The organism is Bradyrhizobium sp. P5_C12, assembly GCF_054049735.1.
Genome location: NZ_JBFULU010000021.1, coordinates 92,112 through 116,666, shown reverse-complemented (window position 1 = coordinate 116,666; position 24,555 = coordinate 92,112). Strand labels below are relative to the sequence as shown.

Annotated in this window: 19 protein-coding genes; 5 read left to right on the top strand and 14 right to left on the bottom strand. The window is 65.8% G+C overall.

Annotated elements, in window-relative coordinates; genetic code table 11:
* Positions 1 to 276 precede the first annotated feature (276 nt).
* Entirely contained in the window at positions 277 to 2,757 is a 2,481-nt protein-coding gene (gene bamA, locus ACXJMY_RS20200) for an outer membrane protein assembly factor BamA (RefSeq protein ID WP_456621111.1), read from the top strand.
* A gap of 77 nt (positions 2,758 to 2,834) precedes the next feature.
* Here the strand turns inward: bamA and ACXJMY_RS20195 are convergent, their stop codons facing one another.
* The 4 genes from ACXJMY_RS20195 to ACXJMY_RS20180 all read right to left on the bottom strand — a co-directional run bounded on the left by ACXJMY_RS20195 (position 2,835) and on the right by ACXJMY_RS20180 (position 6,973).
* Complete coding sequence (locus ACXJMY_RS20195) at positions 2,835 to 3,581, bottom strand: SDR family NAD(P)-dependent oxidoreductase (RefSeq protein WP_456621096.1); 747 nt, start codon at positions 3,579 to 3,581, stop codon at positions 2,835 to 2,837.
* Positions 3,582 to 3,684: 103 nt separating this feature from the next.
* A complete protein-coding gene (locus ACXJMY_RS20190) occupies positions 3,685 to 4,890 on the bottom strand; it encodes an NAD(P)/FAD-dependent oxidoreductase (RefSeq protein WP_456621095.1) in 1,206 nt (401 codons plus the stop codon).
* A gap of 43 nt (positions 4,891 to 4,933) precedes the next feature.
* Positions 4,934 to 5,764, bottom strand: coding sequence for an alpha/beta fold hydrolase (locus ACXJMY_RS20185; RefSeq protein ID WP_456621110.1), 831 nt, complete (start codon positions 5,762 to 5,764; stop codon positions 4,934 to 4,936).
* A 258-nt stretch (positions 5,765 to 6,022) separates the two neighbouring features.
* On the bottom strand, positions 6,023 to 6,973 hold the full coding sequence (locus ACXJMY_RS20180; protein WP_456621094.1) for a helix-turn-helix transcriptional regulator: 951 nt from the start codon (positions 6,971 to 6,973) through the stop codon (positions 6,023 to 6,025).
* A gap of 480 nt (positions 6,974 to 7,453) precedes the next feature.
* Here ACXJMY_RS20180 and ACXJMY_RS20175 point away from each other — a divergent pair, with 480 nt between their 5' ends.
* Positions 7,454 to 8,386, top strand: a complete 933-nt coding sequence (locus tag ACXJMY_RS20175) for a helix-turn-helix domain-containing protein (protein ID WP_456621093.1) — start codon at positions 7,454 to 7,456, stop codon at positions 8,384 to 8,386.
* A 29-nt stretch (positions 8,387 to 8,415) separates the two neighbouring features.
* On the opposite strand, the gene ACXJMY_RS20170 is transcribed toward ACXJMY_RS20175, so the two are convergent.
* The 8 genes from ACXJMY_RS20170 to ACXJMY_RS20135 form a co-directional block, all read right to left on the bottom strand.
* Complete coding sequence (locus ACXJMY_RS20170; RefSeq protein ID WP_456621092.1) at positions 8,416 to 9,342, bottom strand: catalase family peroxidase; 927 nt, start codon at positions 9,340 to 9,342, stop codon at positions 8,416 to 8,418.
* Positions 9,343 to 9,538: 196 nt separating this feature from the next.
* Complete coding sequence (locus tag ACXJMY_RS20165) at positions 9,539 to 10,264, bottom strand: phosphoribosyltransferase (protein ID WP_456621091.1); 726 nt, start codon at positions 10,262 to 10,264, stop codon at positions 9,539 to 9,541.
* A 6-nt stretch (positions 10,265 to 10,270) separates the two neighbouring features.
* A complete protein-coding gene (locus tag ACXJMY_RS20160; RefSeq protein ID WP_456621090.1) occupies positions 10,271 to 11,503 on the bottom strand; it encodes a hydantoinase/carbamoylase family amidase in 1,233 nt (410 codons plus the stop codon).
* Positions 11,496 to 12,281 (bottom strand): ABC transporter ATP-binding protein, encoded by a 786-nt coding sequence (locus ACXJMY_RS20155; RefSeq protein WP_456621089.1) that lies wholly within the window; start codon positions 12,279 to 12,281, stop codon positions 11,496 to 11,498. Before ACXJMY_RS20155 ends, ACXJMY_RS20160 begins: the two co-directional genes overlap by 8 nt.
* Positions 12,278 to 13,051 (bottom strand): ABC transporter permease, encoded by a 774-nt coding sequence (locus ACXJMY_RS20150; RefSeq protein ID WP_456621088.1) that lies wholly within the window; start codon positions 13,049 to 13,051, stop codon positions 12,278 to 12,280. Before ACXJMY_RS20150 ends, ACXJMY_RS20155 begins: the two co-directional genes overlap by 4 nt.
* A gap of 72 nt (positions 13,052 to 13,123) precedes the next feature.
* Positions 13,124 to 14,068, bottom strand: a complete 945-nt coding sequence (locus tag ACXJMY_RS20145) for an ABC transporter substrate-binding protein (RefSeq protein WP_456621087.1) — start codon at positions 14,066 to 14,068, stop codon at positions 13,124 to 13,126.
* A 115-nt stretch (positions 14,069 to 14,183) separates the two neighbouring features.
* Positions 14,184 to 14,912, bottom strand: a complete 729-nt coding sequence (gene hutC, locus ACXJMY_RS20140) for a histidine utilization repressor (protein ID WP_456621086.1) — start codon at positions 14,910 to 14,912, stop codon at positions 14,184 to 14,186.
* Positions 14,909 to 16,267 carry a formimidoylglutamate deiminase gene (locus ACXJMY_RS20135; protein WP_456621085.1) on the bottom strand — a complete coding sequence of 453 codons (1,359 nt, stop codon included), beginning with the start codon at positions 16,265 to 16,267 and terminating at the stop codon, positions 14,909 to 14,911. The genes hutC and ACXJMY_RS20135 overlap by 4 nt, the downstream gene beginning before the upstream one ends.
* 83 nt (positions 16,268 to 16,350) lie before the next feature.
* Between ACXJMY_RS20135 and hutI the strand changes: the two genes are divergently transcribed.
* From hutI to hutU, 3 genes are read left to right on the top strand one after another with little or no spacing between them, the layout of a single operon-like run.
* On the top strand, positions 16,351 to 17,565 hold the full coding sequence (gene hutI / locus ACXJMY_RS20130; protein WP_456621084.1) for an imidazolonepropionase: 1,215 nt from the start codon (positions 16,351 to 16,353) through the stop codon (positions 17,563 to 17,565).
* Positions 17,565 to 19,121, top strand: coding sequence for a histidine ammonia-lyase (hutH, locus tag ACXJMY_RS20125; RefSeq protein WP_456621083.1), 1,557 nt, complete (start codon positions 17,565 to 17,567; stop codon positions 19,119 to 19,121). The genes hutI and hutH overlap by 1 nt, the downstream gene beginning before the upstream one ends.
* Before the next feature lie 26 nt (positions 19,122 to 19,147).
* Complete coding sequence (gene hutU / locus ACXJMY_RS20120; protein ID WP_456621082.1) at positions 19,148 to 20,818, top strand: urocanate hydratase; 1,671 nt, start codon at positions 19,148 to 19,150, stop codon at positions 20,816 to 20,818.
* Positions 20,819 to 20,831: 13 nt separating this feature from the next.
* Here the strand turns inward: hutU and ACXJMY_RS20115 are convergent, their stop codons facing one another.
* A complete protein-coding gene (locus ACXJMY_RS20115; protein ID WP_456621081.1) occupies positions 20,832 to 21,353 on the bottom strand; it encodes a hypothetical protein in 522 nt (173 codons plus the stop codon).
* A gap of 17 nt (positions 21,354 to 21,370) precedes the next feature.
* Complete coding sequence (locus tag ACXJMY_RS20110) at positions 21,371 to 24,553, bottom strand: DUF6519 domain-containing protein (protein ID WP_456621080.1); 3,183 nt, start codon at positions 24,551 to 24,553, stop codon at positions 21,371 to 21,373.
* Positions 24,554 to 24,555 lie beyond the last annotated feature (2 nt).

Genomic DNA, 24,555 nt, shown 5'->3' with positions numbered 1-24,555 from the left:
CACTCTTTGCGCGATGTTGCTGAGCACTTGTGCGGGCGGAGGCGAGCGCAGTCACGGCAATGCCGGGTCGTCCGCACCCGAACGGGAGGGGCGATAGTCGCAGCCGTTGCGCTCGCGCGCGTCGCCGCGACCGATCGGCCAAATCAAATTCAACGACCGGAAACAGTACAGCAACCTCAAAGCCACACCGCGGCCACAGCCGTTTCGTCTCAGAGCAGTCAGGTGCTCTTGAGGTGTGGAATGTCGGTTTTGCGGGCCTGGCTGATCGCGGTGGCGATGAGTGGTGTATCGATTGCGGGGTCACTTCCCCTTGTGCTGCTGCCGCAGGCGGTGGCCGCGCAGGCCGCGGAGGCGATCGTGATCGAGGGCAATCGCCGCGTGGAGGCCGATACGGTCCGCTCCTACTTCAGGCCCGGTCCAGGCGGGCAGTTCGATCAGCCGGCCATCGACGACGGCCTGAAGGCGCTGATTGCGACCGGCCTGTTCCAGGACGTCAAGGTCGCTCGCGGCCCCGGCGGCCGCATCGTGGTGTCGGTGGTGGAAAATGCCGTGATCGGGCGCGTTGCGTTCGAGGGCAACAAGAAGATCAAGGACGAGCAGCTCTCGGCCGAAATCCAGTCCAAGCCGCGCGGGACCTTCTCGCGGGCGATGGTGCAGTCCGACACGTTGCGGATCGCCGAAATCTATCGCCGTTCCGGCCGCTACGACGTGCGCGTCACGCCGGAGATCATCGAGCAGCCGAGCAACCGCGTCGATCTCATCTTCACGGTCGAGGAGGGGGCCAAGACGGGCGTCAAATCGGTCGATTTCATCGGTAACAGCGCGTTCTCGGCTGCACGCCTGCGCGACGTGATCAAGACGCATGAGAGCAATCTGCTGAGCTTCCTCGGCAACAACGACCTCTATGATCCCGATCGGGTCGAGGCCGACCGCGACCTGATCCGCCGCTTCTATCTCAAGAACGGTTTTGCCGACGTCCAGGTCGTGGCCGCGCTCACCGAATACGATCCGGAGAAGAAGGGCTTCCTCGTCACCTTCAAGATCGAGGAAGGTCAGCAATATCGTGTTGGGTCGGTGAATTTCCGTTCCAGCATTCCCAATTTCGACGCGAACTCGCTGCGCGCCTTTTCGCGCGTCAATGCCGGATCGCTCTACAACGTCGAATCGGTTGAGAAGTCGACCGAAGAGATGCAGATCGAGGCGTCGCGCCGCGGCTATGCTTTCGCCCTGGTCCGGCCAGGCGGCGACCGCAATTTCGAAGCGCACACGGTGTCCGTCGTCTTCAATGTCGACGAAGGACCGCGCACCTATATCGAGCGCATCAACCTTCGCGGCAACACCCGCACGCGCGACTACGTGATCCGGCGTGAATTCGATCTCTCGGAAGGCGATGCCTACAATCGCGCGCTGGTCGACCGCGCCGAGCGCCGGCTGAAGAACCTGGACTACTTCAAGAGCGTCAAGATCGTGACGGAGCCGGGCTCCTCCAGCGACCGCGTGATCCTGATCGTCGATCTCGAGGAGAAGTCGACCGGCGATTTCTCGATCTCGGGCGGTTACTCCACCAGCGACGGCGCGTTGGCCGAGGTCTCGATCTCCGAGCGCAACCTGCTCGGCCGCGGACTCTACGGCAAGGCGTCCGTCAGCTACGGTCAATATTCACGCGGCATATCGCTGTCATTCGTCGAACCGTATCTGCTCGACTACCGCCTCGCCCTCGGCCTGGACGTCTCCTATCGCCAGCAATTGGCGAACAGCTACACCAGCTACGGCGTGACGACGCTGGGATTCTCGCCGCGGCTTGGCTTTGCGTTGCGCGAAGATCTCTCGCTCCAGCTCCGCTACTCGCTCTATCAGCAGAGCATCACGCTCGCCAGCGCATACAACAACTGCAACAACAACGCGTCCAATGCGTCGCTGGCGTATAATCCGACGCCGGCCTACATCAAGAGCGTGCTGGGCGGTGTGGATCCGACCAATTCAACGGATTCGGGGGTCTATGGATACGGCTGCTACGGTGACGGCGAGTCGAGCCTGCCGGTCCGGAAGGAACTGGCGAACGGCGCGACATGGACTTCGGCGCTCGGCTACACGCTGACCTACAACACGCTCGACAACACCAAGAACCCGACCGACGGTCTGCTGATCGACTTCAAGCAGGATTTCGCCGGCGTCGGTGGCGACGTGACCTATCTGAAGACCGCGGTGGACACCAAGTACTACACGTCGCTCGTGTCCGAGATCGTCAGCGTGATCCATCTTCAGGGCGGCATCCTCAGCAAGATCGGCGATCAGGATCTGCGCATGCTGGATCATTTCCAGATGGGTCCGAACCTGGTGCGCGGCTTCGCGTCCAACGGCATCGGCCCGCGCGACATCACCTATGCAAGCTTGGGGGCCACCGGCGATGCGCTCGGCGGCACGAAATACTGGGGCGCGTCCATGGAGCTGCAGATGCCGTTCTGGTTCCTGCCCAAGGAGGTCGGCCTGAAGGGCGCGGTCTACGCCGATGCCGGCTCGCTCTGGGGTTACCAGGGGCCGACATCATGGTCGGCCACGGGCGAAGTCAACACGGCGGCCTGTCCGACCTGTGGACTGCAATATGACGACGGCAATGTGGTGCGGTCGTCGGTCGGTGTCGGCCTGATCTGGGCCTCGCCGTTCGGCCCGCTGCGCTTCGACTATGCCGTGCCGCTGTCGAAGGGCAAGTACGACACCGTGCAGGAGTTCAGGTTCGGCGGCGGCACGTCGTTCTGATCGGGCTGAGCACGCCGTGCGTCATGATGGATTCGACCTGTCCTGACGCAGGCGTTCGTTCGTGGCGCCGCCGGGACCTACGCCAGCCCGAGGCCGCCATCGACCGCGATGACCTGACCGGTCGTCCATGCCGAGGCGGATCCGGCGAGCCGCACGATCCATTCCGCGACGTCATCGGGCACGCCGCGGCGGCCGAGCGGTATGCGTGCGCGCTCGTGCTCCTTGATGGCCTCGGCCTGTTGTGACGAGAGGCCCATCATTCCGGTGAGCGCGCCCGATTCCGTCGGACCGGCCGCAACGGCATTCACCCTCACGCCGACCGGCGCAAGCTCCAATGCCCAGCAGCGGGTCAGGTGTTCCAACGCTGCCTTGCTGGCAGCGTAATGGGACAATTGGGCGGCGGGCCTGTGGCCGAAGGTGCTGGAGACGTTGATGATCGTGCCGCGTGTCTCCTTCAGATGCGGGAGCGCGGCAGCGGCGAGCAGGCTTGGGCCGAGCACGTTGACGGAGAAGATGTCCGTGATCCGTTCGGCCGTTGCATCCGCCAGCGGAAGGATCGCGCCGGCACCGGCGTTGTTGACCAAGGCGTCCACACGGCCCCAGAGGTCGATGGTCTTCGCGACCGTGTGCCTTGCGTCGTCGGCGGAGGCGGCATCCGCAACGATCCCCACAATGTTCTCGTGTTCGGCGACCGTGTCCTCGATCGGACTGGGGCGGCGGCCCGTGATCAACACCCTGTCGCCTTGCCTGGCGAAACGCAGCGCCGCCGCCCGGCCGATGCCTGAGCTGCCGCCCGTCACGATGATGACCTTTGCACTCTGCATGTTCGATCTCCGATTGCGGTTTGGTGGTTCGTTGCGAGCCCAGGAACGGTCGATCCTGAGCGGGCCGCGTCCTCGACGGGCGCGGCCCTTGTGCGAGCGGTGATCAGAGCTCGGTCACGCGTTCCGGATCGGCCGCGGCCAGCGCTGCGGCGCGTTCGGCCCGGGGCGGGTAGATCCAGACGGTATTGATCTCCTGCTTGGTCTTCTTGGCGGTTTCGCCGACCATCTCCACCGTCCGCTCCCAGCCGCGCGTGAACAGCGCGCCGGCTTCTCCGAGGTCGAGGCAGGTGACATAGGCCTTCTGATGATAGCGCCTGGTCGACACGCCCAGGAGTTCGGCGGCGGCGTTGTTGCCGGCGAAGGCGCCCATCCGCGTCGCGTGCTGGCACGACATCAGCGCGTAATTGCCGACATCGTCGCATGCCGCGCGGGCGGCATCGCCGGTGGCAAAGACCCCGGCTACCGCGGGCACGCGCAGATCGCGGTCGACCAGCAGCCGGCCGAACTTGTCGCGTTCGGCAGGGATCTGCGCGGTCAGTGGAGCGGCACGAATGCCGGCCGCCCAGATCACGGTCGCGGCCTCAATGTGCTCGCCGCTCGACAGCGTGACGCCGGATTTGTCGAGCGAAGCGACGCCGGCGCCGAGCCGGGTCTCCACTCCGAGCTTGCGCAGCGCATCTTCGATGACGGGGCGCGGACCCGGGCCCATGTCGGGCGCAATCGCCTCGTTGCGATCGACGATGATCACGCGCGGCTTGGCGTCCCTGCCGAGAATCTGACGCAGGCGCGCAGGCATCTCGGTCGCTGCCTCGATGCCGGTGAACCCGCCGCCGGCAACCACGACGGTGTCGCGTGCGTTCGAGGCCGGCCGGTTCGCCAGCCCGTGCAGGTGCCGGTCGAGGGCGATCGCATCTTCGAGCTGGTCGACGCTGAAGCCGTGCTCGGCAAGGCCGGGAACGTTGGGACGGAACAGCCGGCTGCCGGTGGCCACGACCAGCCGGTCATAGGTAAGCTGCTTCCTTGCGCCCTCGGCCGCCGCGATCTCGACCACCTTGGATCTGGTGTCGATCGTCTCGGCACTGCCTTGCACGTAGACGACGTCGATCGCCTTCAGCACGTCCTGGAGCGGCGCCGTCAGCGTCTCGGGCTTCGACTCATAGAGCCGCGGGCGTACCACCAGCGTCGGCTCGGGTGCGACCAGCGCGATCTCGAGCTTCTCGGGCGAAACGCCGTGGATGTCGCGCAGCCGGGCGGCGGAGAGGGCCGCGTACATGCCGGCGAAGCCGGCACCAATGATCACGAGGCGCATGTCAATTACTCCTTGGTTGGGGTATTCGAGTGAAGGCGTGGGACTACGCCGTCACGAATTTGAGCAGGTCGGCGTTGATGATGTCGGGATGTGTCGTGCACACGCCGTGCGGCAGCAGGTCGTAGATCTTCAGGGTGCTGCGCTTCAGGAGCCTGGCCGACAGTGGGGCCGAGTCCGCCACAGGCACGATCTGGTCGTCGCCACCGTGCAGGATGAGAGTCGGCACGGTGATGCTCTTCAGGTCCTCGCTGAAGTCGGTCTCGGAGAAGGCTTTGATGCAGTCGTAATGCGCCTTGGCGCTGCCCGTCATGCCCTGGCGCCACCAATTCCAGATGATGGCTTGCGATGGCTCTGCGCCCGGCCGGTTGTAGCCGTAGAAGGGGCCGCTCGCGAAATCGAGATAGAACCGCGATCTGTTGGCGGCGAGCTGGCGGCGCAAGCCGTCGAACACGTCGATCGGCAGGCCGCCGGGATTGGCTTCCGTCTTCAGCATCAAGGGCGGCACGGCGCCGATGAGCACCAGCCTGGCCACGCGATCGCCGCCATGGCGCGCGACGTAGCGCGCGGCCTCGCCGCCGCCGGTGGAGTGGCCGACGTGGACGGTATTGCGAAGATCGAGATGCTTGACGACCGCTGCGACGTCGGCCGCGTAGTGGTCCATGTCGTGCCCGTCGCTCACCTGGCTCGAGCGGCCGTGCCCGCGTCGATCATGCGCGACGACGCGAAAGCCCTTGCCGAGGAAGTACAGCATCTGGGCGTCCCAGTCGTCGGAGCTCAGCGGCCAGCCGTGGTGAAAGAAGATCGGCTGCGCGGACTTCGGTCCCCAGTCCTTGTAGAAAATCCGCACGCCGTCAGTGGTGGTGACCGACGTGATGGCGCCGCTTCCTTCGGTGGGGCGAGGCGAAGCTTTCGTCTCCTCACCCGCCGCCGAGGTTGAGCGGACGGTCATCGAAGCCGCGTACATCAGGGTGGTCGCGAGAATTTTACGCCGCGAGGTGTTTGCAAGCCGATTGACAGAGCTGATCCAGGCCATTTGCTCGTTCCCGTTACATTGCTGTGGACGGGACGAACATTAGCGAACCGGCTGTGCCGGCGACCCAGCGCGATTGAGGTCATTGCAGCGCGATTGCTGCTAACGCAGTCGTCTGCGCCAATCGCTGGGGGTCTCGCCGGTCAGCTTCCTGAACGCAGCGGCAAAGGCGGTCTGCGAGGAATAACCGAGCGCCACTGCGATCGAGATCACCGACGCGTCGCTGTCGCGCAGCATGTTCATGGCCTGCTCGAGCCGGTGTTGGCGCAGCCAGGCGTGGGGCGAAAGCCCGGTGCTGTCCTTGAAGGCGCGGCAGAAGTGGAAGCGCGACAGGCCGGCGTCCGAAGCGAGCGCCGCGAGCGAGACGTCGGCATCGCTGTCCGAACGCAAGCGTTCGATCGCACGAAGCAGCATCTTTGGCGGCAAGCCACCCCTGGCCGGCTGAACCGACGCTGGCGAGCCGGTGTGCGCAACCAGGAGGCGCGTGGCCAGGAGGTCCGTCAGTTGTTGCCTGAACAGCGTATCCAGGGCGTCATTGCCCTCCAGGACGTCGGCCGCGCTGAGGAGCAACCGGGACGTAACGGGGTCGGGATGCGCCGTTCGTTCCAGAAGATTGATCGGCGTGGCGGTGTCGGCCTCGTCGGCGACGCGTTCGAGCGTTGCGTGAGGAAGATAGAGCTGAACGACATTGACAGGTTTTGGAATATCCCACCGGGAGCTCGATCCTTCTGGAATGACGATCACGACCCCGGGACGAAACGTTCCGATCGCCACCGATCGTCCCGACCGCCGCTCCATGCGTTGCAGCGTGCCGTTGTAGGCCATGATGACGTGGTGGTTCATCGGCTCGACGACCTCGTGCAACGGGTCGTGCATCCAGTGGGCGATGCCGGCACCGGAGGCGTCCAACGCCATGCGAAATGGTGTGGTCCCGAGCACACGCGCCATCTCGACATCGGCGCGACGCCGGTCGTCGCCCCCCCGGACATCGTGGCGCGTCTCCGGCGCGATGGGCGGCTCCTCCGGGGACTGTCGCAAAATGGGCTTGCTCATGGGCTTCCGTTCGTGTTGAGAGGGGGCGTTTACGCCGCGCCGTGCGCACCCATGGCACCTGCTTTCGGCGTGCTGCGATCATGAGCAGCGACAGCGGGAGATTGTCGTTCGCGACGTCAGGTCTGTTGCAACCCGAGTTCGAGCGTTCTAGGCGGCACGAGAGGTCCGCGTCTTTCCTGAAGCTGCGCCGCGTTGCCTGATTCTGCTTCGAGGGGACCCTTGCCCGGCGATGTGAGACGCCGTGACGCATTTCGTCGTGCGTTTGTGAAAAGTCGTGATGGGATTCAGTGGCGCGTGTGGGGGCGGAACCATGCTGGATTTGTTACAAAATTGTCTTGCTGGCCGCCCAGGCGCGCCGGGGCTGGCTACCGCTCGCTGCGTGGCCGAGCGTGGACAGCCGTTCGCGAATATCCGATAATGGGATCCTGAAGTTGCGGGGCTGTGGCCTGCCCTGGGAATTCCACAGAAAGGTTCTATCCGATGACGCAGGCCGGCGCTTATGGACAGCGGCTCGGGAAATTCCTCCGCCTCGAAGACGCTCCGCCCTCGCTGATCACGCGTTCGCTGCGCAGCACCGAGCTCGCGGTCACAGAAACCCGGAATGACAACCCGACGCCGGGTCTGTCCGGCTCGCTGACCGCCGAGGACGCCTTTCTCGTCAGCCTGAAGCTTCACGACTATCCGGACTGCGAGCTCTGGGAGAGCGGCAAATGCGTCATGAAGGCGGATGTCCACGCCGGGACGACGTATCTGTATGACCTCAAGCGCGACCCACGCTACGTCATCGACAAGCCGTTCCACTCACTTTTCTTCTACATCCCGCGGTCGGCCCTCGACGGCATCTCCGAACAGTCCGGCGCGCCGCGCGTGGACCAGCTCGATTGTCGTATCGGCATCGGCCATGACGACGCAGTCATCCGTCATATCGGCGCCTCGCTCCAGCAAGGGCTGCGGCGCCCGGACGAGACCAACCAGCTTTTCATCGATCACATGATGCTGGCGCTGACTGCACACGTCGCGCAGACCTATGGCGGGCTCGAACGCGTTACCGAATCCAGCCGCGGCGGTCTCGCCCCGTGGCAGGTGAGGCGCGCCTGCGACAGGCTCGAGTCCGACCTCGGGGGCAAGCTCGCATTGCAGACCATCGCGGCCGAGCTCGGCCTCTCGATCAGCCATTTTTCGCGCGCATTCCGCATCTCCACCGGACTGCCTCCGCATCAGTGGCTGCTGCATCAGCGCGTGAAAGCCGCCAAGCAGTTGATGAGCGTTCGCGACCTGCCGCTCTCGGAGATCGCGATATCGGCGGGATTCGCCAATCAAAGTCATTTTACGCGGATATTTTCCGCGCTGGTCGGCGTCAGCCCGGGCGCGTGGCGGCGCCAAACGCTAGGCGGTTCGGACGGCGTGAGGTGATCTCGGCAAACGCCGGGCGCCTGTTCCCGTCAGCGACGCTTCGCGAGTGAGATGGTGTAGGCGGCGCGCCGCGCCGCGAAAATCTCGTCCGGCGGATGGGCGATGCCATCGGCGAGATTTGCCGGATTGAAGATGGATGCGTCGCAGGCCTCGCTCGGCTCAAGCCCCGTGATGACGATCGTACCCAGCCGCACCTCTTCGCGATTGTCCTCGTCCGGCCAGCGCGCGGTCACGTCCATCGTGGGATCGCCGGGACGGTCGAGCAGGGCCATCACGTTGAACCGAACATTGCCGGCAGTGATCCGCTTGTGCAGATCATCGCGCAGGAAGTCGGCCGGCTTCGTCTCGGCCTCTTGCTCCGTCAGGGTGATGTCACCGCGGGCCGGAACGATCTTGAACTTGATGAAGCGCGTCTCTCCGTTTGTGTTCGTCGCCGGAAAGGCGTGTACGCCCCAATAGGTCGTGCCGGCAAAGCTGCCGGGCAGCGGACGCGCGGCGATATAGTCTGCCTGATGCAGCGTTTCCGGATTCGCCGCCGAGAACGCCTTGATCTTCTCGATCGCCGGTTTGCCATCGGATCCGGGAATGCGCACCGTGAGGAAGGCGAGCATCTGATCGAGCGTCCTGGCGAAATGCACCGGCGCGCTTTCTGCGAGAATGTCGGAGCGATGGCCGTCGTCGCCAAGCTTGAAGCTGAAGCCGCGCAGCACGAGGTTGTTGGTGTCAGCCACGTTGGGATTGCCGCCGCCCACCGAGAAGCGCGCCAGCACGCGCGAGGGCTTCGTGAAGCTGAGGGATCTGGTGATCTCCGCCGCGCGATCCGATGGGGCATAGGTCCCGCGAACGCACCAGCCTTTGGCAAAACTCGCGCGCACCTTCGGCGGATCGCCGGCGACCATCTTCAGCGCGTCGACGATGGAGGCGGGCGTTGCTGCGCCGCCTGCGAGTTCGGACATAGGGGTGCCCCGGAGTCAGTCGTTTTCATCTATGCTGTAGACGTCATGAATGTCCGTCGTCTTTCCCAAAGCAATCATGTCTTGCTCATTCCGCTCAGCGAGTGAAGCGCGAGTTGCGCCGACGCTTGCGAGCCGAGTGGCAGCTTTTGCCGGGACAGGTTGCGCCGATAGCGGCGGCGAGCAGATGTCCGATCAATCAGGGGATGGCGGGCTGTGTCTCGACCAGCGGCATCCAGCCGGCCTCGCTGCGCTGGAACAGCGGACACCCGTAGACCGCGCGAACCGGAAGCGGCGCAGACAGTGCCGCGGTCGTTACCTCCCAGCGATTGGTCTGCTTCATCGCGACGACCATGCCGGCAATCTCGGCGCCGATCTTCCGCAACAGACGCACGGCGGCGACCGCGGTCGCGCCGGTCGAGATTGCGTCATCGACCAACACCACCCGGCGGCCTTCGATCAGGGGCAGCAGATTCGGATCCAGCCGCAGCTTTTTCCCGGCCTCGGGGCTGGTGATCGAAGTCACGGGCTCGGACAGCGCGTCATCATACCAGAATTTGCGGGAGTATCCGAGCGGGACATAGCGCGCCTGTCCGAGCCGTTCGGCCACCAGCGATGCAAACGCAAGACCCAGCGTCGGCAGCCCGACGATGATCTCGGCGTCGAATGCGCGCGCCTGTGTCGCCATATGGTCTGCCAGCGCCGCGACAACGAGATGTGAGGCCTGGTTGGCGATGAGCGAAGCGACGGCGCGCTCGCCATCGGGCAACCGGCGCAGCGGCAAGACGAGGATGCGGCCGCAAGGCAGCGTAGCGGGATAGCCGAAGCGATAAGGTGGCGTCGCCGAGAAGCGTGCGGGGATCTCCGGCGTCAGATCCTGCCAATAGCCGGTTGTAGACTCGATATGAGGTTCACGCCCGGTCATGTGCTGCTAGCCGCCGAGGATACGGCGGCAGGCGTCGACGAAGACCTGGGCGCCCGTCACGATATCCGCGTCGGCGGTGTTTTCGGTCCAATGGTGACTGATGCCGCCGATCGACGGCACGAACAGCATGCCGGCGGGCATGATCGTCGCCAGCATCTGCGCATCGTGGCCGGCACCGCTGGGCATGCGCAGCGAGCGCCCGCCGGCAAAGCCCTTGCTCGCGGCCTCGATGGCATCCTGAAAGCCGGAATTCATCATGGCGGGTGCGCCGGTGCGAAGCCGCTCGACGGTCACGGTGCAGCGGCCCTGCGTGTTGACCTCATCCGCCATCGTCCGCAACAGATCTTCCAGCCGCGCGATGACGGCAGGATCGTCGTCGCGGATCTGGAACAGCATTTCGGCCGCGCCCGGGATGATGCTCGGCGCGCCGGGATCGAGCGTGATGCGGCCGGTGGTCCAGACCGTGCGCGGTCCGCATGCGGCCGGGAAACGCTCATCGATGGCCACGCAGAATCTTGCCAGCGCCAGCCCGGCATCTTTTCGCACGGCCATGCGGGTGGTGCCGGCGTGGTTCTGTTCACCAGTGAAATTGATGCGGTATTGCCAGATGCCGACGATGGAGGTCACGACGCCGATCGCGAGATGGCCGCTTTCGAGCGTGTCGCCTTGCTCGATATGCGCCTCCAGATATCCGACGTGCCGCCCCGGCTCGGCGGCGATCCGCGTGCGCCCGGCGAGTCCCATCTCGCGGAGTGCGTCGCGCATGGTGCGGCCGCTGGTACGGTCCCGCGCAGCATCGATGTCGGCCTCGGTCACTTGCCCGATATAGGAGCGCGAGCCGAGGAAGCTCCCGAAATGACCTTCCTCGTCACACCATGCGGCGACTTCGACCGCGCCCGCAAGCGAGGGATCGGCATTGAGCACGCGCGCGGCTTCGAGCGCGTAGACGACGCCGAGCGGGCCGTCGAGCCAGCCGGCGTAGTTCTGGCTTTCCAGGTGCGAGCCCGCCAGCAGCTTCGGCCCGGGCTTCGTGCTGGTGCCGAAGACGTTGCCGATGCCGTCGATCGCCGCGGTGAGGCCGGCGTCGGGCAGCTTCTGCGCCAGCCAATCCAGTGACAGCCTGTGCGGCTCGGAGAAGGTCGGTTTGTGCACGCCGGTCTTGTAGGCGCCGATGGCGCGCAGCGCATTGAGATCGGCGAGAACGCGCATCCCATCGGCGCGCGACTGGGTGTCAGGCATGTTCGGCAACCTTCAGCGCCTCGGTTCGGATTTCCTCGACCAGCCGCTCCTTCAACTGGACGAATTCGGGCGTGGTCTTGATCTTGTAGGAGCGCGGATGCGGCAGATCGATCGCGATGTCGGCCTTGATGCGGCCGGGGCGCGCGCTCATGACGACGACGCGGCTGCCGAGGAAGATCGCTTCCTCGATGTCGTGGGTGACGAACAGCACGGTCTTCTGGTCGCGCTCCCAGATTCCGAGCAGCATTTCCTGCATCAAGGCGCGGGTCTGGTTGTCCAGCGCGCCGAAGGGCTCGTCGAGCAGCAGGATTTTCGGATCGTTGGCGAGCGCGCGGGCGATCGCGGTGCGTTGCTGCATGCCGCCCGAAAGCTGCTTCGGCCAGTGGTTCTCGAAGCCGGACAGTCCGACCTGGCGGATGAAGGCGTCGGCGATCTTGTTCCGATCGTCCTGCGACACGCCGCGCTCGCGCAGGCCGAAGGCGATGTTCTCGCGCACGGTCAGCCATGGAAACAGCGTGTAGGACTGAAACACCATGCCGCGATCGGCGCCCGGGCCGGTCACTTCGCGTCCATCGAGCACGACGCGTCCGCTGGTCGGGCGGTCGAGGCCGGCGACGATGCGAAGCAGCGTGGACTTGCCGCAGCCGGAGGGGCCGAGGATGGTGACGAAATCGTTGTTGCCGATCACAAGATCGGTCGGCTCCAGCGCCCTGGTCGGCGCATTGCCGTGGCGCGCGGGAAAGGTTCGCGAAACCTGCTCGATCTTCAGCGTCGTCATGCGAGCTTCCACGGGAAGAGCCAGGCATTGAATGCCTTGAACAGGAAGTCGGAGACGAGGCCGATCAGCCCGATGACGATGATGCCGAAGATGATCTGGCCGGTGTTGAGCAAGGCCTGGCTGTCGGTGATCATGTGGCCGATGCCGGAGGACGAGCCGATCAACTCGGCCACGATGACGTAGGTCCAGGCCCATCCCAGCACCAGTCGAAGGATTTCGGCGATCTCGGGAGCGGAGGAGGGCATCAGCACGCGCCGGATGATGCCGCGGTCGCTGGCCCCCAGCGTGTAGGCCGCTTCCACCAGATCGCGCCGCGTCGCGCCGACGGTCACCGCCACCATCAGGATGACCTGGAACACCGAGCCGATGAAGATGACGAGCAGCTTCTGCAATTCGCCGATGCCCGCCCACAGGATCAGGAGCGGGATGAAGGCGGAGGCGGGCAGATAGCGCGCGAAGGAGACGAACGGTTCGAAGAACGCCTCGACGGGCTTGTAGGCTCCCATCAGCACGCCGAACGGCACCGCAATGAGCGCGGCAAGCGCGAAGCCGCCGACGACGCGCCAGATGGTCATGCCGATGTCGAACAGGAAGCCTTGCTTGGCCAGCAAGTCATAACCTTCCTGGACCATTGTCAGTGGGTTCGCGAGGAAAGTTTTCGACACGTGGCCGCCAAACGTCGCCCACGACCAGAGGGCAACGAACACCACGAAGAAGGCAAGGCCGTAAGCCACGCGCTGATTCGACGTCACGGGATCCAGGGGACGCATCGACGATCTATCCGGTCGATAAACGGGTTTGCCGGCCCCGTCGCAAGACGGGGCCGGCAACTCCCGAGAGATTTACTTGATGTAGCTCGCGTCGAAGAGGTCCTCGACCTTCGGTGCGGCCTTGATGATGCCGATCTCGAGCAGGAGCTCGGCGGCTTCCTTGTTGAAGGTCAGGAAGTCGCCGGCGAAGAATTTCTGGTTCGCGGCCTTGTCCTGCCAGCGCAGGTACTTCGCCGAGTTGCCGAACGCTTCGCCGGTCTGCTTCACGTCGGCGCCCATGATCTCGTAGGCCTTGGCCTGGTCCTTGGCGATCATGTCGAGCGCCTCGAAATAGCTGTCGGCCAGCGCCTTGGCGGCCTTCGGGTTCTCGGCGAGGAACTTCGGCGTGCAGCCGAACGTGTCCATGACCATCGGATAGTCGAGCGTGGTCGCGATGATCTTGCCCTTGTCGGGCGCGGCGCGCACGGTCGACAGATACGGCTCGTAGGTCATCGCGGCGTCGTTCTGGCCGGAGACGAAGGCCTGCGCGGCGGCGGCCGGCTCCAGGTTCACGACGGTGACGTCCTTCACGGTGAGGCCGTTCTTCTTGAGCATCCAGGCCAGCGCGAAATACGGCGAGGTGCCCGGCGCGGAGGCGGCAACCGTCTTGCCCTTCAGGTCCTTGATCGCGGCGACGTCGTTGCGGACGGCCATGCCGTCGGCGCCATAGCTCTTGTCGAGCTGAAAAATCTGCTTGGTCGCAACGCCGTTGGCGTTCCAGGAGATCCAGGTCTCGACCGTGGTCGCCGCGCACTGGATGTCGCCGGAGGCGATGGCGAGGTGGCGGTCCTTCTGCGGGATCTTCTTGATGGTGACGTCGAGGCCGTTCTTCTTGAAGATGCCGGCCTCCTTCGCCAGCGTCAGCGGCGCAAAGCCGGTCCATCCGGAGATGCCGACGCCGACCTTGACGTCGTCGGCGAGCACCGGAGTGGAGGCCGCGAGGGCAATGATTGTCGCAAATACTTTCGAACTACGCATGATTGTCGTCCTCTTGCCGATCGATGGATTGACGTCCTGTTGATCTGTTCGTTTCGATCCGGAATGCATGGATCTTTGCCCGACGCGTTGCACGATTTGTGCCGACATTGTTCTCTCAGCCTCCCTTGAATCGGGCGACAAGGCGGTGAGAGTCACCGGGATAAAGCAGCCGCACCGCGGTGATCGTGCGCGCGCTGCGCCAGGTATAACGGTCGATCACGAGGCAGGGCGCGCCGACGGCGATGTCGAGCGCCTCCGCCGTGCGATCGTCCGCAACAATGGCGCTGATCGTATGCTCGGCCTCCGTCCATGGGACATGATGAAGCAGCCACGAGCCGGGCGGCTCGCGCGAGAAATCCGCGGTCGCGGCATCCGGTACGGACGCAAGATCGATCAGCCTGTCCTCGACGGCAAAAGGAACATTGTCGGCGCTGTGGCGGCAGGCAATTGCGATCACCCTGCCGGCTTTCTTGACGCCGAGACGCTCGCGGTCGGCCGCGGTCGCGACGCGCAGCTTGCGGCCGATTAGCTCGTAGCCGTAAGCGCGGCCGAGCCCGGTGATCTCGGCACGCATGTCGGCGATCTTGAGCACGGCCGACTGATGTTGCGGCCGACGCACGAAGGAGCCGGCGCGCCGCCGCCGCTCGATCAAATCGGCCTGCGCGAGCTCCGACAACGCCTTGTTCACGGTCATGCGCGAGCAGCCATAGCGCGCCACCAGCTCATGCTCGAACGGAATGCGGTGGCCCGGCGGCCATTCGCCGGTCAATATGCGCTTCTCGATGTCGGCCCGGATGCGCTTGTAGAGCGTCGGCTTGTCGGCGGCATCGGTGGCAAGGCTCATGCGAGGAGCCTCCGCACCGATGCGTTGAAGCGTTCGCGCGCGGCCTCGCGAAGCCTGTGCCGTCCCCCCTCGACGACCCTGTTGCCGCCGGCCCAGACGCAATCGATTGCGCCGCTGCCGGCCGCAAAAATCCAGCCGTCGATGACAGCGTCGCGCGAACGTCCCGCCAGCGACGGATGCGCCGCGTCCAGCGTGACGATGTCGGCGCGTGCGCCCGGCGCAAGGCCGACCGTCGCCTGCGCCAGGGCCTGCGCGCCGCCTGCGAGCGCATGATCCAACAGGGCGCGTCCCGTCGACACGCCTGCGCCGCCGGAGAGCACGTTGCGTTCGCGATGCTTGAGCCGCTGGCCATATTCGAGCTGGCGCAGCTCTTCGGCGACGCCGATCAGCACGTTGGAATCGGTGCCGACGCCGAACCGGCCGCCGGCGTCGAGGAATTCGCGCGCCGGAAAAATGCCGTCGCCGAGGCTCGCCTCGGTGACAGGGCAGAGGCCAGCGACCGCGCCGGTCCTCGCCAATGCGCCGATCTCCTCATTCGTCGTGTGGGTGGCGTGAATGAGGCACCAGCGCTGGTCGACGGCCGCGTGCTCCAGCAACCACTGCACCGGCCGGCGGCCAGACCAGGCCAGGCAATCCTCGACCTCCTTGACCTGTTCGGCGACGTGAATATGCACCGGCCCGCCGTCCGCGAGCGGAATGATCGCTGCGAGTTCCTCCGGCGTCACCGCGCGCAAGCTGTGCGGGGCGATGCCGATATTGGCACCCGGCAATTCCGCGATCGCCTTGCGCGACGCCGCCATCAACGCCGCGAACCGATCGACCGAGCAGATGAAGCGGCGCTGGCCCGTGTGCGGAGCTGTGCCTCCAAATGAGCCATGCGCATAAAAACTCGGCAGCAGCGTGAGGCCGATGCCGGAAGCATCGGACGCCTGTGCGATGCGTGCAGCCATCTCGGCGAGGTCGGCATAGGGCGAGCCGTCGCGGTCATGATGGAGATAATGGAATTCGCCGACGCGGGTGAAACCCTGCTCGAGCATCTCGACATAAAGCAGCGTCGCAACAGCCGTGACGTCGTCCGGTGTCATCGCGAGCGCGAAACGATACATTGTCTCGCGCCAGGTCCAGAACGTATCGGTCGAGGTCCCGCGCTGCTCGGCCAGTCCCGCCATGCCGCGCTGAAAGGCGTGGCTGTGCAGGCTCGCCAATCCCGGAACCGCGATCTGGTGGCGCTCGTCGCCCGCGGCCGGCGCCACGCCCGGCGTCACCGCGGCAATCGCGCCGGCGGTGACGACCACCTGCACGTCATGGGCCCAGCCCGAGGGCAGGAGCGCGGAGGCGAAATGCAGTCGGGTCATGATTACACGCCGGCTGGACAGAACGGCGACACGATTATATGTCTAGACATATAAGTCAAGCATCCCACGAAGGGACCCATTGCATGGCAGAGCGCTTCGACCGGATCTGGCACAACGCCCGGCTCGCCACGCTGCGCGCCGACCGGCCCGATCTCGGCGACATCGAGCACGGCCTGATCGCCGCGCGCGGCGGCCACATCGTCTATGCGGGCGCAGAGGCGGATTTTCCTGCGGATGCGGACGCAATCAAGCGGATCGATTGCGAGGGACGCTGGATCACGCCCGGCCTCGTCGACTGCCATACCCATCTCGTCTATGGCGGCAACCGCGCGCACGAGTTCGAGCTGCGTCTGAAGGGCGCCAGCTATGAGGAGATCGCACGCGCCGGCGGCGGCATCGTCTCGACCGTGGTCGCGACCCGCAAGGCGAGCGAGGCCGACCTCGTCGCCAGTGCGCTGCCGCGGCTCGATGCGCTGATTGGCGAGGGCGCAACGACGATCGAGATCAAGTCCGGCTATGGCCTCGATACCGAGACCGAGATGCGGCAGCTTGCTGCGGCCCGCAACCTCGGCCGCCAGCGGCGGGTTGCGATCCGTACCTCCTTCCTTGGCGCACATGCGCTGCCGGCCGAGGCCGACGGCGACAAGGACCGCTACATCGATCTCGTCTGCAGGGAGATGCTGCCGGCCGTTGCAAAGGCCGGCCTCGCCGATGCCGTCGATGCCTTCATGGAGGGCATCGCCTTCTCGAACGAGCAGACGGCGCGCGTATTCGAGACGGCGAGGGGTTTGGGGCTGCCGGTCAAGCTCCATGCCGATCAGCTGTCGAATCTCGGTGGCGCCGCGCTCGCCGCAAGATTCTCCGCACTGTCGGCGGATCATCTGGAGCACACGGATGAGGCCGGCGCGGCTGCGATGGCGAAGGCCGGAACGGTGGCCGTGCTGCTGCCGGGCGCCTTCTATTTCATCCGGGAGACCGAGAGGCCGCCGGTCGAGACGTTCCGCCAGCACGGCGTCCACATGGCGCTTGCAACCGACTGCAATCCCGGCAGCTCGCCACTGACCTCGCTTCTGCTCGCCATGAACATGGGCGCGACGCTGTTCCGGATGACAGTCGCCGAGTGCCTCGCCGGCATCACCCGCGAAGGCGCACGCGCGCTTGGCGTGCTGCACGAAACGGGTACGCTCGAAGCCGGCAAATGGTGCGACCTCGCAATCTGGGACATCGAGCGGCCTGCCGAGCTGGTCTATCGCATCGGCTTCAATCCGCTGCACCGCCGGGTCTGGAGAGGACAGTGATGGCGCCGGGCGCAGCGATCGTCGTCCAACCGGGAGCGGTCAGCCTCGACGATCTCGCGCGCGTGCTCGAAGGCGCGCCTGTCGTTCTCGACCCATCGTTCTGGCCGTGCGTCGAAGCCGCTGCCGAGATCGTTGCGAAGGCGGCGCGGGCCGACGTCCCGGTCTACGGCATCAACACCGGCTTCGGGAAGCTGGCATCGAAGCGCATTCCGCCCGACCAGACCACGCTGCTCCAGCGCAACCTGATCGTCTCGCATTGCTGCGGCGTCGGGCCAGCGACGCCCGAACCGATCGTGCGGCTGATGATGGCGCTGAAGATCATCTCGCTCGGGCGCGGCGCCTCCGGTGTGAGGCCCGAGGTGATCGAGCAGTTGCAGGAAATGCTGGCGCGGCGCGTCTATCCTCTGGTGCCGCAGCAGGGCTCGGTCGGCGCCTCCGGCGATCTCGCGCCGCTCGCGCACATGACCGCCGTGATGATCGGCGAGGGGCAGGCGATCGTCGGTGGCAGGACAGTCCCTGGCCACGAGGCGCTCGCCACGGCCGGCCTCGCGCCGTTGACGCTCGGCCCCAAGGAGGGGCTCGCGCTGATCAACGGCACGCAGTTCTCGACCGCCTACGCCATCTCCGGCGTGCTGCGCGCGTTTCGCCTGGCCCGCGCCGCGCTCGTGACCGGCGCGCTATCGGTCGATGCGGCGATGGCCTCGACGGCACCGTTCCGTCCCGAGATCCAGGCGCTGCGTGGCCATGCCGGGCAGATCGCTGCGGCCGCAACGCTGATGGCGCTGCTCGACGGCAGCGACATCCGGCAATCGCATCTCGAAGGCGACGAGCGCGTGCAGGATCCTTATTGCCTACGCTGCCAGCCGCAGGTCTCGGGTGCCGCGCTCGACCTGATCACCCAGGCCGCACGCACCTTGATCGTCGAGGCCAACGCCGTCACCGACAATCCGCTGGTGCTGGTCGAGACCGGCGAGATCGTCTCGGGCGGCAATTTTCACGCCGAGCCGGTGGCGTTTGCCGCCGACACGATCGCGCTCGCGCTGTCGGAGATCGGCGCCATCAGCGAGCGGCGCATCGCCACCCTGGTCGATCCGGCGCTGAATTTCGGGCTGCCGCCATTCCTGACGCCCGATCCCGGCATCAATTCCGGCTTCATGATCGCCGAGGTCACGGCCGCCGCGCTCTATGCCGAGAACAAGCAGCGCGCGGCTGCCTGCTCGATCGATTCGACGCCGACCAGCGCCAACCAGGAAGACCACGTCTCGATGGCCGCGCATGCCGCGCGCAGGCTGTCCGACATGGCCGACAATCTCGCCGCCATCCTCGGCATCGAGCTCCTGGTCGCCGCGCAAGGCATCACGTTGCGCGCGCCGCATGCCACGAGCGCGGCACTCGTTGCCGTCATTGCCGCGTTGCGTGAAGAGGTGCCTGCGCTCGGCGCCGACCGTTACATGGCCGGCGATCTCGCCAAGGCGGCTGCGCTGATTGAATCCGATGCATTGCCTTCTGCTGCGCTCTCCGCACTCTCCAATGATCCATTTCCAAGATTTGACTGACAAGACTTGGCTGAAGAGGTTTTCGCATGAACCGTCGACTGGACAACGACCGCACCATCCGCGCCCCGCGCGGCAGCGAGATCAGCGCGAAGAGCTGGCTGACGGAAGCGCCGCTTCGCATGCTCATGAACAATCTCGATCCCGAAGTGGCAGAGCGCCCGAGTGAGCTCGTCGTCTATGGCGGCATCGGCCGCGCCGCGCGCGACTGGGAGAGCTTTGACCGGATCGTTGCTTCGCTGCGCAAGCTCGAGGGCAACGAGACCCTGTTGGTTCAATCCGGCAAGCCGGTCGGCGTTTTCCGCACCCACGCGGATGCCCCGCGCGTCTTGATCGCGAACTCGAACCTGGTGCCGCACTGGGCGACGCTCGATCATTTCAACGAGCTCGATCGCAAGGGCCTGATGATGTACGGCCAGATGACGGCGGGCTCCTGGATCTATATCGGCAGCCAGGGCATCGTGCAGGGCACCTACGAGACCTTCGTCGAGGTCGGCCGCCGCCATTATGGCGGCAGCCTCGCCGGCAAATGGATCCTCACCGCCGGCCTCGGCGGCATGGGCGGCGCGCAGCCGCTGGCCGCGACCATGGCCGGCGCCTCGATGCTCGCGGTCGAATGCCAGCCGAGCCGCATCGAGATGCGGCTGCGCACCGGCTATCTCGATCGGCAGGCCGCAACGCTCGACGAAGCGCTGGCGATGATGGCGGAGTCTGCCAAGACGCAGAAGCCGGTCTCGGTCGGCCTGCTCGGCAACGCGGCCGAGATCTTTCCGGAACTGGTGCGTCGCGGCGTCAAGCCGGACATCGTCACCGACCAGACCAGCGCCCACGATCCGATCAATGGCTACCTGCCGAAGGGCTGGACGCTGGCCGAGTGGGAAGCCAAGCGTGCCGCCGATCCCAAGGCGGTCGAGCGTGCGTCGAAGACCTCGATGGTCGATCACGTCCAGGCGATGCTCGATTTCCACGCGCAGGGAATACCGACCCTCGACTACGGCAACAACATCCGGCAGATGGCGCAGGACATGGGTCTGAAGAACGCCTTCGATTTCCCCGGCTTCGTACCCGCCTATATCCGCCCGTTGTTCTGTCGCGGCATCGGACCGTTCCGCTGGGCCGCGCTCTCAGGCGATCCCGAGGACATCTTCAAGACCGACGCCAAGGTCAAGGAGCTGATGCCCGATGACAAGCATCTGCACAACTGGCTCGACATGGCCAAGGCGCGCATCAAGTTCCAGGGGCTGCCGGCGCGGATCTGCTGGGTCGGCCTCGGCGATCGTCATCGCCTCGGCCTTGCCTTCAACGAGATGGTCGCGCGCGGCGAATTGAAGGCGCCGGTCGTGATTGGCCGCGATCATCTCGACAGCGGCTCGGTGGCGAGTCCGAACCGGGAGACCGAGGCGATGCGCGACGGTTCGGACGCGGTGTCCGACTGGCCGCTGCTCAACGCGCTGCTCAATTGCGCCAGYGGCGCGACATGGGTCTCGCTGCATCATGGCGGCGGCGTCGGCATCGGCTATTCGCAGCATGCCGGCATGGTGATCGTGGCCGACGGCACGCCGGACGCTGCAAGGCGGATCGAGCGCGTGCTGTGGAACGATCCCGCGACCGGCGTCATGCGCCATGCCGATGCGGGCTACGACACAGCGGTCGAGTGCGCGCGCGCCAGCGGGCTCGACCTGCCGAGCCTGGCGAGGTAATCGGCGCTGCGCATCATCCAAAGGTCTTGCCGAGCTCGGTGAGCTTGGCGGTCGCGGCCTTGCCGACATCCGTGATGGTTTTCTCCGCCCGTGCCGCCAGCTCGCGGTCGGCTTCAAAACTCTTTCTGACGGTGTTGGCGGTCTCACGGATCTGGCTGCCGACGGTCGGGTCGGTCAACAGCTTCTTCACCGTACCGTCGTCGAACGCCTTGATGGTCAGGTCCTGGGCTGCGATGCGCGCATTGTTGCCGGCCGAGGTCTCCTCCAGTGCGAGGCGGAGCGCCTTGTCCAGGAGCTCGTGCAGGGCTGCGAGCGGGCCTTCGGCTGCCGAGCTGGTCGTGCTGACCTTGAAGCCCGGCGTATCCGGCACGAACAGTATGGTTCCGGGCGCGAGCTTGTTGAGATCGGCATGTGGGTTGGCTTCCTGCAAAGCCTTCAGCGCGGCCTCGCTGCGCACGTTGCTGAGATTGGCGTGCAAGAGTTTTTCGCTGACGGTCTTCAGCTTCGTTTCATCTCCGACAATGAAGGTGCGCATCGAAATATCTCCCGAAACTATCCGATTACGTTGAGCGGCGCCCACGGCGTGTTGGCGATGCCGCCGGGGATGGCGATGTTGCCGGTGGTGATGTTGCCGAGCACGGTCACCGCGCGCGCGGCGGTGAGGCGGATCGAGCTTTCGCCGCCGCGCACACGGTTCGAGCTGATGATGGCAACCGTGCTTTCCAGCGACACGGCGATGGCCTTGTTGCTCACCTCCACGCGGTTGTCGCTGAACAGGCACTCCTGGCCGGCGACCACCAGCACCGCCGGCGCCGGCCCGCGCGCGGTCAGCGTGTTGCCGATGATGCCGGCGCGCGCGCCCTCGGTGTCGTTGCCGGCGAGACTCGCCCTGACGAACGCATAGTCGGCGCCGAGCGCAAGGATGCGCCCGTCGCCGAGCCGGATCGCGACCTTGTCGCCGGCCTGCGCGAACGGCACCTTCGGATTGACCTCGGCCGTGGTCAACGCAAACCAGTTGCCGGCCGAATCGCCGGTGACCGTCGTGAAGTCGCGCTGCACGGTGTTATGGCTGACCTCGATCTGGGTCTGCGGTGCGCGCAGCATGATGCCGGCGCTGGTGCCGACAAAGCCTTTGGCGGGCGCGACTTCGACGATCTCGTTGCCGCTCACGCGCGGGCGGTTGACGCCGAAGGTGAGAACGCCGGCGCGCAGCTCGGACTTCACCGCCTGGAGCCCGATCGCCCGGACCAGATTGCCCGCGATCGTCGCGCTCTCGGCGCGGATGACCTCGATGCCGACCACGGTGCCGCCGTCGCTCTCGGTGGCCGGCCCGATATCGCGGATATGGTTGTTCTCGATCGAGACTGCCGCAGCGTCGGTCGCGCCGCCGAGCATGATCCCGGCCCCGCATGCGTCGATCGCGTTGAGCTTGATGATCAGGTCCTGAGCCGCAGCAATCACCTTGATCCCCGCGGTGCCGAATCCGTTGATCTGGTTGGCGAGGATGTGGGCGGTGGCGGTGCTGCGGCGGTCGAGCCCGGGGATCAGCCTGATCCCGACATGGTCGCCCGTCGACCAGTTGCGCAACGCGTTGTCCTCGACCCAGAGCCCGGCCGCGGCACAGGCGATGCCGTGTGCGCTGACATTCAAGCTGTTGCCGTCGATTGCGAGTGAGGCGCCAGGAAGCGCAAAACCCTCTGCGGCGATTGCAGTATCGGTGCAGCCGATGATTTCATTGTGCGCGATTCGTGTCGCAAGAAGATGCAGCACCTCGTCGGTGAAAACGATGGCGCCGCGCTGGCACAGGAGGATATTGTCCTCGATCGTCACCGCCGCCGTCAGCAGGAAGCCGGCACCGTCCTCGACCTCCTTGAGCGCGCCGCCGGCAATGGCAACGGGTGCGAAGATCGCGTTTTCTGCAAGCTTCGCCCCGCCAATCAGGCCGCGCAGCATCACCGCTGGAAGCTGCGCATTCTCGCCACCGAGCGCCGCGATTGCGAGTCGGGTCAGGCCGAGGCCGATGCAGGTCGAGACGTCGATCGTTGGCTTCCGATTGAACGAGATGATTGCGAGGTCTTCGATCGCGATCGCAAGACTGTCCTGGATCGCGAAGGCGCCGGCCGGCGCCAGCAACAGCGTTGCCGGGCCCTTGCCGACGATGCGCACCGATTGCGCATGGTTGACCGTCACGGCCTCTTTCAACACGTAGCGGCCGGGGCCGAGACAGATGGTGCCGCCGGTCTCGCGCACCTTGTTGACGGCGTCCTGGATGGTGAAGCTGCCGCTCTCATGCTGCTCGACCGTGACGCAGGCCGTGCAGGCGCAGTCGTGGCCTTCGCCCTTGGGCGGCCAAGGGTTGCGGCAGTCGGTCACGCTCTTGGCGCCGACATCCCAGATGCCGAGCCGCGCAAAATGGTGATGGATGCCGCGCGGCGGGGCGCGATCGAGCTTCTCGACGCTGGCATCCGCCGTGCGCGCGGCGAAGGCCCACCAGTCGCCGGCGTGAAAGCCCGAAGCACCGGTCGAATCGAAGCTCACGGTGACGCCGTCCTCAAGCAGGACCGTCGTGCCCGCGGCCGGCACCTTGATCGTGCCGGTCGATCCGGCGGCATCGAGATCGCCGATCTGCACCGGCGTTCCGCTTGGGTCGGTCCGGAACACTTTTCCCTTGTGATCCCAGCGGCGCACCCGCAGGTTGGTCTGCTTCGGCCAGTCACTGTTGGGGAAGCCCGGCGGCAGCATCAGCGCCGGCAAGGCCGGCGTGAAACTGATGCGGCGGGTTGCCTCGGTCACCGTGATGCGGCGCATCACGCCGGACTCTTGCGAAAACTCCCGGGCGTCGTCGATGATCTCGACCCAGTCGCCGGTGTTGAAGCGCAGCACGTCGTCGCGCCCGAGGCTATCGAGCTCGAGCTCGGTCGACGACACGACGCTGGCAACACGCGAGCCGATGCTGGCATTCTCGCGCGACCATTTGAAGGTCGCAGTGCCGCCCGGCTGGCCGGGATCGTGGATCTCGACCCGGTAGAGCTGGTTCTCCAGTCCACGGAAGCCGCCGGTCGGCGGCAGCTCGCAAGGATCGGTCACCGGCGCCGCGTCGAACGTGCCGGTCGTGAGCACGGCGGTCGACGGCGCGATCACTGCATTCCAGCCGGGTACGTCCTCGTCCGGCGTAGCACAACTGGTGTTGGCGCCGGCATCGGTGTCGAGCACCCGCACCTGCCACACCGTCTGGAGCCGTGAACTGGTCTCGACTCCGACGGCGATCTCGACCAGCTCCGGCCGCTCCAGATAGGTCAGCTCGCGCTCCCAGACGTCGAGATAGACGAGATGGCGGCCGGCGGTCGGCAGCGGCGGCCGCACCGCGGCCGGCAGATAGGGCTGCGTCGCATAGGTCAGCTTGTCGGTGAACACCGTCTCGGCCATGAGGTCGTCGAACAGGCGCTTGTCGGGATCGGCAAGACCGTGGTTTTCCGCAAGCAGACCGTCGACATAAAGCCGCCCCTTGCCGATCTCCAGCGTGTTGCCGGCAACGCCCAGCTTGAATGCGTCAGGCGTGGTCGAGGAGACCGTGGCGCGGCCGAGCGTGTCGCTCGCGAGTGCCCGGAGCCTGCGGTCGAGAATCGCCATCAGTTCGTTGGCGTCGCCGTCCAGCAGCACCGCGCCCTGCTTCAGCTCCAGGCCGGCAAAATCGAGCAGCGGGTCGAGACGGACGCGTGAGAAGTCGGCACCCATGA

Bases quoted from the DNA above. Each gene is read 5' to 3' on its own strand.
- ACXJMY_RS20150 (WP_456621088.1), bottom strand. From the start codon at position 13,051: ATGCGTCCCCTGGATCCCGTGACGTCGAATCAGCGCGTGGCTTACGGC.
- hutC (WP_456621086.1), bottom strand. From the start codon at position 14,912: ATGAGCCTTGCCACCGATGCCGCCGACAAGCCGACGCTCTACAAGCGC.
- ACXJMY_RS20190 (WP_456621095.1), bottom strand. From the start codon at position 4,890: ATGCGCCTCGTGATCATTGGTGCCGGCTTCGCCGGCATGTACGCGGCC.
- ACXJMY_RS20135 (WP_456621085.1), bottom strand. From the start codon at position 16,267: ATGACCCGACTGCATTTCGCCTCCGCGCTCCTGCCCTCGGGCTGGGCC.
- ACXJMY_RS20195 (WP_456621096.1), bottom strand. From the start codon at position 3,581: ATGCAGAGTGCAAAGGTCATCATCGTGACGGGCGGCAGCTCAGGCATC.
- bamA (WP_456621111.1), top strand. From the start codon at position 277: ATGAGTGGTGTATCGATTGCGGGGTCACTTCCCCTTGTGCTGCTGCCG.
- ACXJMY_RS20170 (WP_456621092.1), bottom strand. From the start codon at position 9,342: ATGTCCGAACTCGCAGGCGGCGCAGCAACGCCCGCCTCCATCGTCGAC.
- ACXJMY_RS20180 (WP_456621094.1), bottom strand. From the start codon at position 6,973: ATGAGCAAGCCCATTTTGCGACAGTCCCCGGAGGAGCCGCCCATCGCG.
- hutI (WP_456621084.1), top strand. From the start codon at position 16,351: ATGGCAGAGCGCTTCGACCGGATCTGGCACAACGCCCGGCTCGCCACG.
- hutH (WP_456621083.1), top strand. From the start codon at position 17,565: ATGGCGCCGGGCGCAGCGATCGTCGTCCAACCGGGAGCGGTCAGCCTC.
- ACXJMY_RS20115 (WP_456621081.1), bottom strand. From the start codon at position 21,353: ATGCGCACCTTCATTGTCGGAGATGAAACGAAGCTGAAGACCGTCAGC.
- ACXJMY_RS20145 (WP_456621087.1), bottom strand. From the start codon at position 14,068: ATGCGTAGTTCGAAAGTATTTGCGACAATCATTGCCCTCGCGGCCTCC.
- ACXJMY_RS20110 (WP_456621080.1), bottom strand. From the start codon at position 24,553: ATGGGTGCCGACTTCTCACGCGTCCGTCTCGACCCGCTGCTCGATTTT.
- ACXJMY_RS20165 (WP_456621091.1), bottom strand. From the start codon at position 10,264: ATGACCGGGCGTGAACCTCATATCGAGTCTACAACCGGCTATTGGCAG.
- ACXJMY_RS20175 (WP_456621093.1), top strand. From the start codon at position 7,454: ATGACGCAGGCCGGCGCTTATGGACAGCGGCTCGGGAAATTCCTCCGC.
- ACXJMY_RS20155 (WP_456621089.1), bottom strand. From the start codon at position 12,281: ATGACGACGCTGAAGATCGAGCAGGTTTCGCGAACCTTTCCCGCGCGC.
- ACXJMY_RS20160 (WP_456621090.1), bottom strand. From the start codon at position 11,503: ATGCCTGACACCCAGTCGCGCGCCGATGGGATGCGCGTTCTCGCCGAT.